Origin of the sequence: Rheinheimera pacifica, assembly GCF_024809855.1 — a bacterium.
GTDB lineage: Bacteria > Pseudomonadota > Gammaproteobacteria > Enterobacterales > Alteromonadaceae > Alishewanella > Alishewanella pacifica_A.
On record NZ_JANUEM010000004.1, the window covers coordinates 69,092 to 84,686 of the forward strand.

At 48.6% G+C, this 15,595-nt stretch carries 16 protein-coding genes; 5 read left to right on the top strand and 11 right to left on the bottom strand.

What is annotated here, in order from left to right; all coding sequences use genetic code 11:
- Positions 1-14 precede the first annotated feature (14 nt).
- The 4 genes from M2404_RS07510 to sdhC are packed head-to-tail and all read right to left on the bottom strand — an operon-like array spanning position 15 to position 3,235.
- A complete protein-coding gene (locus M2404_RS07510) occupies positions 15-734 on the bottom strand; it encodes a succinate dehydrogenase iron-sulfur subunit (protein ID WP_092793490.1) in 720 nt (239 codons plus the stop codon).
- Between the two features lie 12 nt (positions 735-746).
- Positions 747-2,519: a succinate dehydrogenase flavoprotein subunit gene (gene sdhA, locus M2404_RS07515; protein ID WP_259239115.1), complete on the bottom strand. Its 1,773-nt coding sequence runs from the start codon at positions 2,517-2,519 to the stop codon at positions 747-749.
- Positions 2,520-2,867: a succinate dehydrogenase, hydrophobic membrane anchor protein gene (gene sdhD, locus M2404_RS07520; protein WP_215399148.1), complete on the bottom strand. Its 348-nt coding sequence runs from the start codon at positions 2,865-2,867 to the stop codon at positions 2,520-2,522. It abuts the gene before it with no gap.
- Entirely contained in the window at positions 2,858-3,235 is a 378-nt protein-coding gene (sdhC, locus tag M2404_RS07525; RefSeq protein WP_082694707.1) for a succinate dehydrogenase, cytochrome b556 subunit, read from the bottom strand. Before sdhC ends, sdhD begins: the two co-directional genes overlap by 10 nt.
- 392 nt (positions 3,236-3,627) lie before the next feature.
- Here sdhC and M2404_RS07530 point away from each other — a divergent pair, with 392 nt between their 5' ends.
- The 4 genes from M2404_RS07530 (at position 3,628) to M2404_RS07545 (ending at position 7,625) form a co-directional block, all read left to right on the top strand.
- Positions 3,628-4,911: a citrate synthase gene (locus M2404_RS07530; protein ID WP_215399149.1), complete on the top strand. Its 1,284-nt coding sequence runs from the start codon at positions 3,628-3,630 to the stop codon at positions 4,909-4,911.
- Between the two features lie 113 nt (positions 4,912-5,024).
- Complete coding sequence (locus M2404_RS07535; protein ID WP_259239116.1) at positions 5,025-6,242, top strand: aminotransferase class V-fold PLP-dependent enzyme; 1,218 nt, start codon at positions 5,025-5,027, stop codon at positions 6,240-6,242.
- Positions 6,239-6,682, top strand: a complete 444-nt coding sequence (locus tag M2404_RS07540) for a SufE family protein (RefSeq protein WP_259239117.1) — start codon at positions 6,239-6,241, stop codon at positions 6,680-6,682. Before M2404_RS07535 ends, M2404_RS07540 begins: the two co-directional genes overlap by 4 nt.
- A gap of 97 nt (positions 6,683-6,779) precedes the next feature.
- Positions 6,780-7,625, top strand: a complete 846-nt coding sequence (locus M2404_RS07545) for a BUD32 family EKC/KEOPS complex subunit (protein ID WP_259239118.1) — start codon at positions 6,780-6,782, stop codon at positions 7,623-7,625.
- Here the strand turns inward: M2404_RS07545 and tcdA are convergent.
- Genes tcdA through M2404_RS07580 form a run of 7 tightly spaced genes read right to left on the bottom strand, consistent with a single transcriptional unit; the run spans position 7,578 to position 15,038 of the window.
- Positions 7,578-8,396, bottom strand: a complete 819-nt coding sequence (gene tcdA / locus M2404_RS07550) for a tRNA cyclic N6-threonylcarbamoyladenosine(37) synthase TcdA (RefSeq protein ID WP_473091809.1) — start codon at positions 8,394-8,396, stop codon at positions 7,578-7,580. The two genes, M2404_RS07545 and tcdA, sit on opposite strands and share 48 nt — an antisense overlap.
- A 2-nt stretch (positions 8,397-8,398) precedes the next feature.
- Positions 8,399-9,103, bottom strand: a complete 705-nt coding sequence (locus tag M2404_RS07555; RefSeq protein WP_259239119.1) for a TIGR01621 family pseudouridine synthase — start codon at positions 9,101-9,103, stop codon at positions 8,399-8,401.
- Positions 9,103-9,855, bottom strand: coding sequence for a 3-deoxy-manno-octulosonate cytidylyltransferase (gene kdsB, locus M2404_RS07560; protein ID WP_259239120.1), 753 nt, complete (start codon positions 9,853-9,855; stop codon positions 9,103-9,105). The genes M2404_RS07555 and kdsB overlap by 1 nt, the downstream gene beginning before the upstream one ends.
- Entirely contained in the window at positions 9,843-10,040 is a 198-nt protein-coding gene (locus M2404_RS07565) for a Trm112 family protein (RefSeq protein ID WP_259239121.1), read from the bottom strand. The genes kdsB and M2404_RS07565 overlap by 13 nt, the downstream gene beginning before the upstream one ends.
- Positions 10,030-11,007: a tetraacyldisaccharide 4'-kinase gene (lpxK, locus tag M2404_RS07570; protein ID WP_259239122.1), complete on the bottom strand. Its 978-nt coding sequence runs from the start codon at positions 11,005-11,007 to the stop codon at positions 10,030-10,032. Before lpxK ends, M2404_RS07565 begins: the two co-directional genes overlap by 11 nt.
- Positions 11,004-12,773 (bottom strand): lipid A export permease/ATP-binding protein MsbA, encoded by a 1,770-nt coding sequence (gene msbA, locus M2404_RS07575; protein ID WP_259239123.1) that lies wholly within the window; start codon positions 12,771-12,773, stop codon positions 11,004-11,006. The genes lpxK and msbA overlap by 4 nt, the downstream gene beginning before the upstream one ends.
- A gap of 15 nt (positions 12,774-12,788) precedes the next feature.
- A complete protein-coding gene (locus tag M2404_RS07580; RefSeq protein ID WP_259239124.1) occupies positions 12,789-15,038 on the bottom strand; it encodes a DNA internalization-related competence protein ComEC/Rec2 in 2,250 nt (749 codons plus the stop codon).
- 25 nt (positions 15,039-15,063) lie between these two features.
- Between M2404_RS07580 and M2404_RS07585 the strand changes: the two genes are divergently transcribed.
- Entirely contained in the window at positions 15,064-15,594 is a 531-nt protein-coding gene (locus M2404_RS07585; RefSeq protein ID WP_259239125.1) for a DUF2062 domain-containing protein, read from the top strand.
- Position 15,595 lies beyond the last annotated feature (1 nt).

Genomic DNA, 15,595 nt, shown 5'->3' on the forward strand with positions numbered 1-15,595 from the left:
CAAAAAAGGGCGCATTACAGCGCCCGGTTTAATAACATAGATTTAATTTCACCAATTGCTTTGGTTGGGTTTAAACCTTTCGGACAAACATTAACGCAGTTCATAATGCCATGGCAGCGGAATACGCTGAAAGCATCATCCAAGTCGTTTAAGCGTTGCTCTGTTGCCGTATCACGGCTGTCTGCCAGGAAACGGTAAGCATGCAGTAAACCGGCCGGGCCGATAAACTTGTCCGGATTCCACCAAAACGATGGGCAAGAGGTTGAACAACATGCACACAGAATACACTCATACAGGCCATCAAGTTTAGCACGTTCTTCCGGTGACTGCAGATACTCACCTGCAGGTGGTAACTTGCTGTCATTGATTAAGTACGGCTTCACTTTTTCGTACTGGGTGTAAAACTGGCTCATATCGACAACCAGGTCACGCACTACCGGTAAGCCCGGCAGTGGACGAATAACAATTTTACCGCCTTTTAAGCCTGCGGCTGATAAAGGCGTAATACAAGCCAGACCATTTTTACCATTGATGTTAAGACCATCAGAGCCACACACACCTTCACGGCAGCTACGGCGAAACGATAAACTTGGGTCTTGCTCTTTTAATTTTATCAGCGCATCCAGCACCATCATGTCCCGGCCTTCCGGGTTGTCCAGCGTATATTCCTGCATGCGCGGCGCTTTGTCGACATCAGGGTTGTAACGATAGACTGAGAAAACTAACTTCTTCATCGCTGTGCCCTCTTAGTACGTACGTGCTTTAGGCGCAAATGCTTCGCGGAACTTAGGTTCCAGATTCACTTTACGCTTAAACATAGATTCAGTTTCCGGTGTGTAAACACTGTGGCATAACCAGTTTTCATCGTCACGCTCCGGGAAGTCAAAGCGGGCATGAGCGCCACGGCTTTCAGTACGGAAATTAGCTGCTACCGCAGTTGAAAATGCCGTTTCCATCAGGTTATCCAGCTCTAAACATTCAATACGCTGGGTATTAAAATCTGAGCTCTTATCATCCAGACGGGCAAATTTTAACCGTTCGCGGATTTCTTTTAACTCTGCTAAACCTTCAGCCATAGCTGCACCTTCACGGAATACCGAGAAGTTCAGTTGCATACATTTTTGCAGATCTTTCTTAATTTGCACCGGGTCTTCGCCCTGGCCAGGTTTGGTATCTTCCCAGCGCTGAGTGCGGGCTAAAGCGGCGTCCAGATCAGATTGCGATGCAACGCGGGCTTCGGAGGCAGCTGCCAACGCTTCGCCTAAGTGCAGGCCAGTTGCGCGGCCAAATACCACTAAGTCCAGCAGTGAGTTACCACCAAGACGGTTGGCACCATGTACCGACACACAAGCGATTTCACCACAGGCAAATAAACCCGCAACAATAGTTTCGCCGCCATCAGCAGTAGGTTTAATAACCTGGCCATGTACGTTAGTTGGAATACCGCCCATCATGTAGTGGCAGGTTGGTATTACCGGAATAGGCTCTTTTACCGGGTCAACGTGAGCAAAGGTTTTTGACAGTTCACACACGCCAGGTAAACGGCTTTCTAATACTTCAGCACCTAAGTGATCCAGCTTAAGTTTAATGTGTACGCCCCATGGGCCATCACAACCACGGCCTTCACGGATTTCCGTCATCATTGAACGGGCAACCACATCGCGGCCGGCAAGGTCTTTAGCATTTGGCGCATAACGCTCCATAAAGCGCTCGCCATCTTTGTTCAGCAGATAACCGCCTTCACCACGACAACCTTCAGTAACCAGAGTTCCGGCACCGGCAATACCCGTTGGGTGGAATTGCCACATTTCCATATCCTGCAGCGGTACACCGGCTCGTAGTGCCATGCCGACACCGTCACCGGTATTGATATGCGCATTGGTGGTAGAGGCGTAAATACGGCCGGCACCGCCGGTTGCCAGCACAGTAGCACGGGCTTTGAAATAAACAATTTCGCCGGTTTCAATATCAATAGCGGTACAACCTACTACAGCGCCATCCTGGTTTTTCACCAAATCAAGTGCATACCACTCAGAAAAGACCTGAGTTTTATTTTTTACGTTTTGCTGATACAGCAAGTGCAACAAGGCATGGCCGGTACGGTCTGCAGCTGCAGCAGTACGAGCAGCTTGCTCGCCACCAAAATTCTTAGACTGACCACCAAACGGGCGCTGATAGACCCGGCCATTTTCAAAGCGTGAGAACGGCAAGCCCATGTTTTCCAGCTCGGTAATCGCTTCCGGGCCGGTTTTACACATATATTCAATAGCGTCCTGATCACCAATATAATCAGAGCCCTTAACGGTATCAAACATGTGCCATTCCCAGTTATCCGGGTGGCTGTTGCCCAGCGCTACGGTAATACCGCCCTGGGCAGACACCGTATGCGAACGGGTTGGGAACACTTTAGACAACAATGCGCAGCTCAAACCAGACTGCGTAATTTGTAATGCAGCACGCATACCTGCACCACCGGCGCCAATTACAATGGCGTCAAACTCTCTTACTGGAATATTCACTTAAGCACCCCACAAAACAAACAGGCCAACCGCAACATAAGCGAAAGCCAGCGCATAAAGGAAGAATTGCAATACTGCGCGCAGAGCAGCTGATTTGATGTAATCAGTCAGCACCTGCCACAAACCAATGCGGGTGTGCACGGCAATAGACACTAAAGCTAACAAGGTAAACACTTTTACCAGAGTGTTGGCAAACAAGGCTTGCCAAACATCAAAGGTTACTTCCGGTGTAATAAGGAAGAAACCGAGAATAAATACACTGTACAGCGCCAGCACGATAGCTGTTGCCCGCAGCGATACATAATCCTGTACGCCATCGCGTTTCAGGCTTGCCTGGTTTAAAACCATAACCATACTCCTGCTAATACTGCTAATACTACCCACAGCACTATCGTCACTTTTGCACTTAAGTTGCCGGATTTCAGCTCTTCCCAATGCCCCATGTCCATAATCAGATGGCGAATACCGCCAACCAGATGATAGATAAGAACAGTGATAGTGCCCCAGGCAATGAATTTAGCCAGATGAGACGTCATCAGTGCTTTAACGTAATCAAAGCTCTGCTGATCCTGAAGCGAGTAAGCCCAGGCCCAGATAACGAATACCAATGCAAAAAACAATGCCACGCCGGTAACACGGTGCAGAATTGACGCTATGGCAGGTGCCGGAAACGATATGGTAGAGAGGTCGAGATTTACTGGTCTTTGTTTTTTCACAGTGCTTGCCCATCGATGCCCATTATCGAGCTCTTGTTGTCATTGTCGTTGTCATTGCTGTATAAACAGTCAACACCCAAAACCAATACACCCTTTTGCTCAAGCTGGATCAGTCCTGCCAGATCAGCAAAAAGTGCTTGCTGAGTGAACTGTTTAAAAACCGCAATAGTATATATTTCGCGACTCGGTATTACAATTTTTGTTTGGTTTTACTCGAAAAAATCCGTATTTGGAACATTACACATTTTACAGACTAGAGCAATAATACTAGAGTCGAATACTTATTAAGCAGAAACGCATTAAAATTGACTTTAAGGGGTCGTTTGCAGGTAGAATAGCGACCAATTTGCAAAATTCCTTTAACCCGATACTACAACAACAGGAGAAATCCAATGGCAGATAAAAAGGCCGTCGTGCAGGTCGATGGGAAATCGTTCGAGTTGCCAATATACTCTGGCACCGCCGGCACTGACGTAATTGATGTTCGCGCCTTGGGTCAGCATGGCTACTTCACTTTTGACCCGGGTTTTATGTCTACCGGCTCATGTGAATCCAAAATCACCTACATTGATGGCGACGAAGGCGTGCTGTTGCACCGTGGTTATCCTATTGAGCAGTTGGCCGAGCACTCAGATTACCTTGAACTGTGCTACCTGTTATTAGAAGGTGAATTACCCCAGGCTGAGCAATACAACCAATTTAAAAACACTATTACGCGCCACACTATGGTGCATGAAAAAATCGCTTCGTTCTTCCAGGGTTTTCGTGTTGATGCCCACCCAATGGCGATGCTGTGTGGTGTAGTTGGCGCCCTGTCGTCTTTTTACCACTCCGACCTGGACATTAACGACCCTGAGCAGCGCAAACGCAGCGCACACCGCTTAATTGCCAAGCTGCCAACCATTTCAGCTATGGCGTACAAATACACTGTTGGTCAACCGTTTGTGTACCCACGTAACGATTTGAGCTACTCAGAAAACTTCCTGCACATGATGTTCTCTGTACCGGCCGAAGATTACAAAGTCAGCCCTATCCTGGCTAAAGCCATGGATCGCATTTTTATGTTGCATGCTGACCACGAGCAAAATGCTTCAACTTCTACTGTACGTTTAGCCGGTTCGTCAGGCGCTAACCCTTATGCCTGTATCGCTGCTGGTGTTGCTTCACTCTGGGGCCCGGCACATGGCGGTGCTAACGAAGCTTGTCTGAAAATGTTACAGCAAATTGGTTCAGTTGACCGTATCCCTGAGTTCGTAGCACGGGCAAAAGATAAAAACGACAGCTTCCGTTTAATGGGCTTTGGCCATCGCGTATACAAAAACTTTGACCCTCGTGCCAAGGTTATGCGCGATACCTGCCATGAAGTATTAAAAGAGCTGAACGTTAAAGATCCACTGTTAGACGTAGCAATGGAATTAGAGCGTATCGCGCTGTCAGACCCGTACTTTATTGAGAAAAAACTGTACCCGAACGTGGATTTCTACAGTGGCATTATCTTAAAAGCCATCGGCATCCCAACCAGCATGTTCACAGTGATTTTTGCTATGTCACGTACTGTCGGCTGGATTTCGCACTGGGACGAAATGCTGGGCGAAAAAGGCCACAAAATCGGCCGTCCGCGCCAGTTATATACCGGCTACAACACCCGTGATTTTAAGCCGCTGAATAAGCGTTAATCTCACTGGTTTGCAAAAGCGGCTTTGGCCGCTTTTTTGTTGCCTGACATTTGCGCCAGGCTAAGAAAACAGGCAAAATCGCGCTATCTTAGCCAGTGGATCCCCCTGCCCTTATGCCCGCTTTTGATGTTCAGCAGTTTCGCCAGCAATTTGCTTTTTTTCAGCAACAACCAGAATGGGTGTATCTGGATAATGCCGCCACTATGCATAAACCTCAGGCGGTCATAGATGCCATTACGCAGTTTTACCAGCACTATAACAGCAATGTCCATCGCGGTGCCCATCAGCTAAGCCAGCAGGCTACGATACTTTTTGAGCAGGCGCGCAGCACCGTAGCCAGTTACATTAATGCTCAGCATTTACATGAAATCATTTTTTGCAGTGGTGCGACAGCGGCACTGAATCAAATTGCTTTTGGCTTAATGCATACGGTACTACAACCCGGCGACCGCATTTTACTTACGCAGTTGGAGCACCACGCCAACATTGTGCCCTGGCAACTGCATTGTCAGCGCCACGGCGTAATCATAGATGTAGTGCCGTTAACCGCCGAGCACCGCATAGACCTTGTTGCTTACGAACAACTGTTAGCACTTGGCCCTAAAGTGGTTAGCTTCAGTCATATTTCCAACGTTCTGGGCCATATTCAGCCGGTAGCAGAAATGGTTAGGCTGGCAAAAGCAGCGGGGGCTGTAACGGTAATAGATGGCGCTCAGGGCATAGTGTATCAGCAGCCGGATATGCAGCAGTTGGACTGCGATTTTTATGTTTTTTCCGGTCATAAGCTATACGGCCCTACCGGCATTGGCGTGCTGTATGGAAAAACGGAACAACTTGAACATTTAACGCCCATTTTTGCCGGCGGCGAAATGATTGATAGTGTCAGTTTTATTAACACCAGCTTTAACAAGTTGCCTTTCCGGCTGGAAGCCGGTACGCCAAATATCGCGGGCGCTATCGGGCTATCTGCCGCCATCGAATGGCTACAAAAATATAACAATAAGCAAATAATACAGCATAAATCTCTGTTATTAAAAGAATTCTATAACGGTTTAACATTCATAAAAGGCATAGATATTTTATCTTCGCATGTGCATAATGCCGGTATAGTGGCATTAAATGTTGACAGTGAGCACCCTGCTGACGTAGCTGAGTTACTTAACCAGCAGCAGATAGCAGTCCGGTCGGGGCAGCACTGTGCTATGCCATTATTTAGCTGCTTAGCGCGGCCAGGCGCCATAAGGTGTTCCTTTGCCGCTTATAATACGCTGGATGATGTGAACCGGTGTTTGCTCGCATTGGAGCAAACCGTGGAGATTTTAACTGCATGACACTAGAACAACTATTAGCAGACACCAAACCTGTGTTGCTGGATATTCAGCAACGCAATTTAGCAGAAATAGAACAAGCCAGAGATTGGCAGGCAAAGTACCGGGTGCTGATGCAACTGGGTAAAAAACTGCCCGCTATTCCGGAAAAAATGAAGCAGCCGGAACTGCTGGTAAAAGGTTGTGAAAGCCGGGCCTGGCTGATGCATTACCACGACAAGGCCACAGATAAGCACTACTTTGTACTCGACAGCGAAGCGCGTATTGTAAAAGGCCTGATGGCCATTATGCTGTGTCTGGTTAATGGCATGACAACCACTGAACTCTGCCAGTTTGATTTATGCCATAAGTTTGACCAGCTAAACTTAAAACCTTATTTAAGTCAGTCACGTGGCAATGGTTTAACGGCAATGGTCAGCCGGATAAAGCAATGCTGCAAATAAGCTTGTTCAGCTAAAATTCAGCTACTCCCGATAGACTACTGCGCCTGAATATATCAACTACAGGAAACCTGAACTGGTAAAGTCAGGTTACAGCAGTATGGATAGTTATGCATTGCAACAGCATGTTGAAGAGCTTCTGTCCCGGCACAAAGCCCGTTCGTTCTCCACAGTGTGGCAAAATCAAAAGCTTTGGATTAAGCAACATGAAGCCAAAAGTGCCACATTTTTGCCTCTGCTCACCAGGCTACTGAAAAAACTGAGCAGTAACCCACTGTATTACCCATCTGCCGAACCAAAGCACTGTCTCAAACGTGAAGCCACCCGGTTGACCTTATTGAAGTCCAGAGGTGTACGGGTGCCTCAGGTGGTATTAAGTCATGACAACTATCTGGTATTAACTGATTTGGGGCCATCCGTTAAGTTTTTCCTGACGGATGCTAATATCAGTATGCTGGAAAAGCAGCATATTCTGATGGCTGCAGCCGCTGCTCTGGCACAGTTACATCAGCAAAATCGCTGGCATGGCCGCCCGGCGCTACGCGATATCTGCTGGGACGGTGAACACATTGGCTTTATTGATTTTGAAGAAGATCCGCACCAGCATCTGAGCATTGACCAGTGTATGGCACGTGATGTGCTGATTTTTGTGCACGGCTTATACCGTTATTTACCCGCTAACGATCCGGCGATTTTGTTAACCATAAGCGAATATCAACGGCTGGCACCGGGGCGAGTCTGGCGTGAAGCCTTACAGATTGCAGAGAAAATGTGGTTGGCCTACCCATGCCTGCTAACGTTACGGACAGTATTGGGTAAAGATGGCCGGCAGGCTTTTCTGGCACTGAGACAATTACGCCGCTTCAATAGCCCGCGCCGCTCACCTTTATCACTAATATTACTGTCTGTCGTTATGGCCTTTATGCTTGCCGATCAGTTTGACTAACACCTTTGCTACCGCAGCCAGCCCAAAGCTGGCTGTTACCACGGTAACTGCGCCAAAACCGCCGCTGCAGTCCAGCCGCATGCTAGTTCCTTCACCGTCGGTGGTCGTCTGAGGCGTTTTTTGCTGGCAAACACTGCCATCAGGCTGCGGATATACCAGTTGTTCAGTTGAGTAAACACATTCAATGCCAAAGCGGCGTTTGGGATTACGGCTGTAGTTATAATCACGCCGCAAAGTATTGCGTACTTTGGCTAACAAGGGGTCATTAATTGTCTGGCTTAGATCAGCAATCTGGATTTGTGTCGGATCTGTTTGTCCGCCTGCTCCACCTGTACTTATTATCTTGATCTTATTACGCTTACAATGCGCCAGCAGCGCCACTTTGGCTTTAATTGAGTCAATGGCATCAACCACATAATCCATATCATTGCGGATAAGTTCATGCAGGTTGTCGGTCGTCACAAAATCTTCGATCTGGTGTACAACACATTGCGGGTTAATGGCTTTAATACGCTGTGCCATCACTGCTACTTTGTCCTGGCCTACGGTATCGCTCAGGGCATGTAATTGGCGGTTAATATTACTAATACAGACATCATCCAGATCAATCAGAGTAATTTCACCTATACCGGAACGTGCCAACGCTTCAGCAGCCCAGCTGCCCACGCCGCCAATACCCACAACACAAACATGCGAGTTGCGAAAAGTCTCCAGCGCAGCCACACCATATAACCGGGCAATACCGGCAAAACGTAATTGATAATCGGACATCGTTATTTGCTAACCTGTGTAGGTAAAGTGTAGTGTGGCCAGCTCAGTTGCCAGGGCAGTGCCCAGTTTGACAACGCCCCGCTTTGGCCAAGTTGCTGATATAAAGCGCCTTCTGTTGGCGCCTGTACATACTGGTATTCGGTATTATGTAAACGAAAACGCAGCGCATAAGCATGCAGATACACCCGATCTGCCACAGCGCCCTGATACAATGCATCGCCGGCAATAGCCGCACCAACACTTTTCAGTGCAACTCTGATTTGATGCGTTTTACCGCTGTAGGGCTTCACCAGAAATGCCCGAAACGGCAGGTTTTCAAAACCCTGACTCATAAAATAGGTTACTGCGGGGTTTTGCTGGCTGTTAAGCAATTTCCAGGCGCCACGCCGTGCTGATGTCATATCACCTTTCACCCAGCCCTGCTTTTTTGCCGGTTTGGCCAGGCTTAGCGCCAGATAATATTTCTCTACCTGATGCGTACTAAACAGCTGTGTTAACTGTGCGGCTATATCACTGCTGCGGGCCAGTACAATTAAGCCTGAGGTCACTTTATCCAGCCGGTGTACCGGGTACAGTTTATAGCCCAGTTGCTGCTGCGCTAAAACCACTAAGCCCGGGCCATCGTCTGAATGAAAACTAATACCGGCGGCTTTATTCAGCAGCACGAAATCTGCAGTTTCAGCTATCAGGGTAAATGCCGGGGTCATTAGTTAAGGCTGGCGGCATAAATACGGGCATGCTCCAGATCAGCAGGTGTATCTACCCCCATCGCCGGTGTTTGCAGCGCGGTATCAACATGAATTGATTCACCATGCCATAGTACGCGCAGTTGCTCCAGGTTTTCAATCTGCTCCAGCGCCGAAGCAGGCCAGTCGATGTAGCGCTGGATAAACGCCGCCCGGTAAGCATAAATGCCAATATGACGGCGATAATGACTGGCTAACTCAGCCTGAAAAGTACCATCGCGGTCAAACGGAATAACACTGCGGCTAAAATACAGGGCATAGCCGTGTTTATCACTAACCACTTTAACAATATTCGGGTTGGCAATTTCAGCCGCATCCATCAGCGGTACCGCTAATGTTGCCATCTGTGCTTTTTGCTGAGCAGCCAGATTCTGCGCAACCTGGCGAATAATCAACGGCGGAATAAAAGGCTCATCGCCCTGCACATTTACCACTACCGTATCCGCAGCAAGCTGTAACTTGCTAACCACTTCAGCCAGCCGTTCAGTGCCGGACTGATGATCTGCACGGGTCATACAAACTTCGCCGCCAAAGCGTGCTACCTCAGCAGCTACCCGGCCGTCATCGGTTGCAACCACAACACGCTGGGCACCACTTTGCAGCGCCTGCTGATAAACCCGTTCTATCATCGTTTTACCGGCGATATCAGCCAGCGGCTTGCCCGGCAAACGGCTGCTGGCGTAACGCGCCGGAATAACCACTATGAACGCCATTGTTCAGCCTCTTCCAGTGTCAGCTCACGGGCTTCATCGGCCAGCAACACCGGTATATTATCACGCACCGGATAAGCCAAACGGTCAAAGGTACATATCAGCTGCTCTGAAGCCTGATCATATTTTAGTTTGCCTTTACATAACGGACAGGCCAGAATCTCGGTTAATGCGACTTTAAGTGCCATAACTGCTCCGCAAATTAGTCAAAATGGTATTTAGTTTTTGTTGTAATGGGCTATCCAGCACCGCATCTACCCCAAGGCTGAACCAGTCAGCACGGGCAAAAGCGCGGCATTTCACTGCATCTTTTTCTGTCATCAGCACCGGGCCGTGAATACCAGCAAAATCTGCCGCGCTGAACTTATGATGATCAGCAAAATAGTGCCGTGCAGTTACTGTAAAACCAGCTGCCAGCGCCGTACGCTCAAAGCGCTGCGGGTTACCGATCCCGGCTACCAGGGTTACCGGGCCAGGCGTTAACCTTGCTTCGCTACACAGCGCTTTTGCTGTGGCGGCCTTTAGCTGCATCACGCCGTCTGCCTGTGCATAAGGTTGGCTGTTTGCTACCACCAAATCAACCTGCTTTAAACGCCAGGCGCCCTCACGCAGCGGGCCGGCGGGTAACAACTGGCCATTGCCTAGGCCCCGGCTGCCGTCAATCAGCACAATTTCCACATCACGTGCCAAACGATAATGCTGTAAGCCATCATCGCTGACAATAATATTGCAGTGGGTGTGCTGCAGCAAAAAATGCGCTGCCGCTACGCGATCCGGGCATACCACTACCGGGCAACCACTACGCTGTGCCAGCAGTAACGGCTCATCGCCGACCTCGGCTGACGTTGCCACTTCAGGCCGCACCAGTATAGGGGCTTTAATATCAGCGCCATAACCCCGGCTGACAATGCCCGGCTTCCAGCCTTGTTTACGTAGCGTATCGCATAGCAATAATGTAAAAGGCGTTTTACCGGTTCCGCCAATACTGATATTGCCTACCACAATAACCGGCGCTTTAACTTTTAGCTGCGGCGTTATACCTGAGCGAAACAGCATACGGCGTAATGCAGTGACAACGCCATACAGCCAGGCTAGAGGCAATAACAACCAGTAAGCTTTATGGCCCTGATACCAAAGCCGCGTAGTAAAACTCACTGCTGCTCGCCAAACTGTAGCTTATACAGCTGTGCATAAGCGCCGTTTTGTGCCAGCAAAGTATGATGATCGCCCTGCTCTACAATACGGCCCTGGTCCATCACGATAATGATGTCAGCGTTTTCAATGGTGGATAACCGGTGCGCAATAACGATGCTGGTACGGCCTTTTAACAGCTCATTAAGTGCTGACTGAATTTTACGTTCAGATTCTGTATCCAGCGCTGAAGTAGCTTCATCCAGAATTAAAATCGGTGCCTGGCGCAACAGTGCTCTGGCGATGGCAATACGCTGGCGTTGTCCGCCGGATAAACTGACACCATTTTCGCCGACAATGGTATTAAGGCCGTCGGGTAACTTAGTAGCAAACTCCAGCACATGGGCTTTTTCGGCAACATCCAGTAAGTGCGCCTCACTAACCGGCTGCGTCATGCCGTAACAAATATTATTGGCAATGCTTTCATTAAACAGAGTCACGTGCTGGGATACTACCGCAATCTGGGCCCGTAACGATGCCAGTTTATACTGCCGGATATCCTGGCCATCAAGCAGGATTTGCCCATGCTCAGCCTGATAAAAACGCGGCAATAAACTGGAAATAGTTGTTTTACCACTGCCGGAGCGCCCTACCAGTGCTACCGTTTGCCCCGGATGAACCACAAAGCTGATGTGATCCAGCACTTGTTGCTGATGGCCGGGATACTGAAAACTTACCTGCTCAAAGCGGATTTCGCCTTTAACCTGTGTCAGCTCCTGCGTGCCGCTATCCTGCTCAGGTAGCTGGTCCAGTATACTGAATATACTGGCAGCAGCTGCAATACCGCGCTGAAAGTCGCTGTTCACTGTGGTCAGTTGTTTTAGTGGTTTAAGTAATACCACCATAGAGGTGACAATCGCAGAAAAGCTGCCGGCACTTAATTGGCTGAGCATCTCGGGAGAGCTGGACATATAAATGACAAAAGCGAGCGCAAAAGAAGCAATTAACTGGATTATACCCGAACTGATAGCCTGGGCCGAGTCCATCTTAATACCCTGGGTACGGGTATTATTATTAACATCTGCAAAACGTTTGTCCTCCAGCTCCTGCCCGCCAAAAGACAAAATAACCTTGTGGCCATTCAGCATTTGCTCTGATGATGTGGTTACCCCCCCCATTGCATGCTGAATATGTTTACTTAACTGGCGAAAACGTTTTGAGACAAAACGGACAATGACAGCGATCAGAGGAGCAACCAGAAAGAAAATCAATGACAACTGCCAGCTGTGGTAAAACATTACAGCGATAAGACCAATGATAAAAGCGCCTTCACGCACCAGTACGATCAAGGCTTTAGTCAGAGATTGTTTAACCTGCTCAGCATCGTAGGTGATTTTCGAAATCAGCTCACCGGTAGAATGCTTGTCATGAAAGCTAACCGGTAACCGCATGATATGGCTGAACAAATGCTGACGAATATCTTTTACGATATGCCCACCTACCCAACTGATGCAGTAAGTGGCAATAAAATGGCAGGTGCCGCGCAGAATAAACATCAGGATCACCACTAAAGGCGCGTATTTAAGAAACTCGGTGTCTTTATCCTGAATACCATGGTCAATAAACGGCTGGATCAATGAAATAAAAGTAGCATCCACCAGAGCATAACCAATCATGCCCAATATCGCTGCGATAAATCCGGCCCGGTAAGGTTTGGCGTAGCGCAGTAAACGCTTATAAATAACGACGGGATCTGTAATATTTTCTACCAAAATAAAGCCCTGCTTCATAAATCAGCCGCTATTCTAGCGTGTTGTTAATAAGGTTTCAGCATTTCCCACCGGCTTTTGCAGCCAAAAGGGTATTCTTTGCGTCCGGTATTCGTGAACATGCAGCGCCTGCTCACTGATATCCAGCCTGATGGCGCCACCATGCGCAGTGTTATACAGCGGAATATCCAGCATCTGCAGCCGTTGTTGCACAGCACCAGCCGGATGCCGATGACGGTTGTACAAACTGGCGCTGTTCAATGCCAGTTGTGGCGCTAACTGGTGTAAAAAACTAAAGTGGCTGGAGCTGTTACTGCCATGATGAGACAACACCAGCACATTAGCGCTTAACTGCGGGTAGCGCGCAATAAGCTGCTGCTCCACCCTGGCGCCAATATCGCCGGGCAACAGGATCTGCCAGCCATATAGCTGAATTAGCAGCACACAGGAGCTGTCATTTTTATTGCCAAAATCGCCGCCGGTATCCAGCATTTGCAGCCGGGCAGCTAAATATTGCTGCGGTATAGTACTGCAGGGCTGCGCTTTGTTTATATTATTAATATCAGTGTATATCTGCACCTGCGGATAAAACGTTGTCAGCAACTGCCAGTCGCCGGTATGGTCACTGTCGTCATGGCTTAAAATTAAATAGTCCAGTTGACGTACACCACGCTGGCGCAAATAAGGTAATACCTGGGATGCGGTAGCACTATGTTGGCCATAACGCGGCCCGGCATCGTATAACAAACCGCGTTGGCCATATTGCAGTAGCACCGCTAACCCCTGCCCGACATCAATCAGATGCAACTGCCACTGCACCGGCCGGGTAAATGCCAGTATTAACGGCAGCATCAGCACAACGCCAAGGTAAAGAAATATGCGCCGGTATGACACCAAAAACAGCAGACAGACAATCAACAGGCTGCCAATCAGTAACCAGTGCTGATCCGGCAAGGCCCACCAGCTGTTACTTTGCACAGCAGCCCAATTTAGCCACCACAACAGTGGTTGAAACACGATATCAGTTAACTGCCACAGCACACTGCTACCGGGTAGCTGAAGCAATTCAACCACCAGGCTGATAAACAGCAACGGAATAGCCAGCAAGCTGCACCAGGGCACCCATAATACATTTGACACCAACGCCAGCACTGAACTGCCATCAAATAGCAATACGCTGAGTAACGACATTAGTAACGCCAGATAAAAGTGAAAGCGCAAAAACAGATAGAATTTACTGCGCCAGTGCTTGCTGTAGCGCGGCTGTAGCCATAACACAGTAAAAATAACTGCCACGGCCAGTACCGATAGCCAGAAACTTTTGCTTAGCACAAAAAAAGGTTGGGCCAGCAACAACACTGCCGTAAGCAGTAACCAATAATGGCTGTAGCTTAGCCGCCGGTATTGTAACCAGGCCAACACCATCAATAGTAAAGCAAAGGCAGCTCTGATCGTTGGAATAGCAAAACCGGCCAGCCAGGCATACGCAAAAGCTGTCAGCAATGCCCCTGTTAATGCCATGCCCTGGCGCCAGGCCAAGTAGCGCAGCGGCCAGGGCATAATGCGCAGTAAACAAAAGCTCCAGCCAAATACCAGGCCAATATGCAAACCGGAAATAGCCAGTAAATGCGCTAAACCAGATTGCTGCAGCCCCTGCCATAGCGCCGGTGAGAACTGGCGCTGCCCCACCGTCAGTGCCAGTAACAGCGGCGCGCTGTCTAAGTTTTCTGTTGCCTGTTGCAGTTGCGCTATCAACCGTTGGCGCACTGTCACCTTATGCGGCAATAATTGTGTATCAGATCCGCTAAGCACTGCCCCCTGCGCCAGTACACCTTGTAGCAACGCCTGAGCCTCACGGTTGACACCAGCCGGGTTAGCACTACCAGCCACCGGCCTTAACCTGGCACTCAGCCGCCAGCGCTGACCTTCTTGCAATAGCACCGGCGGTTGTGACCAGTTCAACTGGATCTGATACCCTGTAGCGCGATTGTTTTCCAGTTGCAATGTAAATTGGCTATACTCAGCGTACTGTTTTGGTATGCCAACAATAGTACCTTGCAGTGGTTCGCTGTAATTCAGAATATGCTGCTGTTCGGTTTGATAACCGGCAAACTGAATTATCCAACAACAAATAAAGGCGGCCAGCCCGGCACAAAACCGGTAGCGAACCGCAAGCAACAATACAGTGAGTGGCAGCAGCAAAAATACTGTGAAAAAAGGTGGTACTATTGGCAAAAATAATGACAATAGGCTGCCAGTAAGTACACCGATACAAAAAGATTTCATGTTCGTTTTTTGTGAATAGGTTGTAATGCCAAAGAACTTTATTAAGAAATATCTACCATCGCCAGAAAAAATCAAGCAGCAAAAGCTGCTAAAAATATTTGGCTCCCTGTTGCACGATGGTAATTTGTGGCACCTGAACCGCCGCTCGGCACGCGGTGCTTTTGCAGTGGGGTTGTTTTTTGCCTGGATGCCTATTCCATTTCAAATGGTAGTGTCTGCAGCAGTAGCAATACCTATGCGGGTAAACTTACCGATATCAGTAGCGTTGGTGTGGTTAACCAACCCGATAACCATGCCGGTTTTATTTTATATTGCTTATCTGGTGGGCTGTGTGGTGCTAAGAACGCCGCTGGAGCCTTTTGCTTTCGAAGCAAGCTGGGATTGGCTGGCACATAGTATTTACACTATTGGTAAACCTTTTCTGGCTGGCTGCCTGTTGATGGGCATTTGCTCGGCTATTATTGGTTATTTTGTTATCGACTGGCTGTGGCGTTTATCAGTAAGAAAGGCCCAGCTGGGTAAAAAATTAAAGCGGAAAAACCAACCTCCGCTTTAAC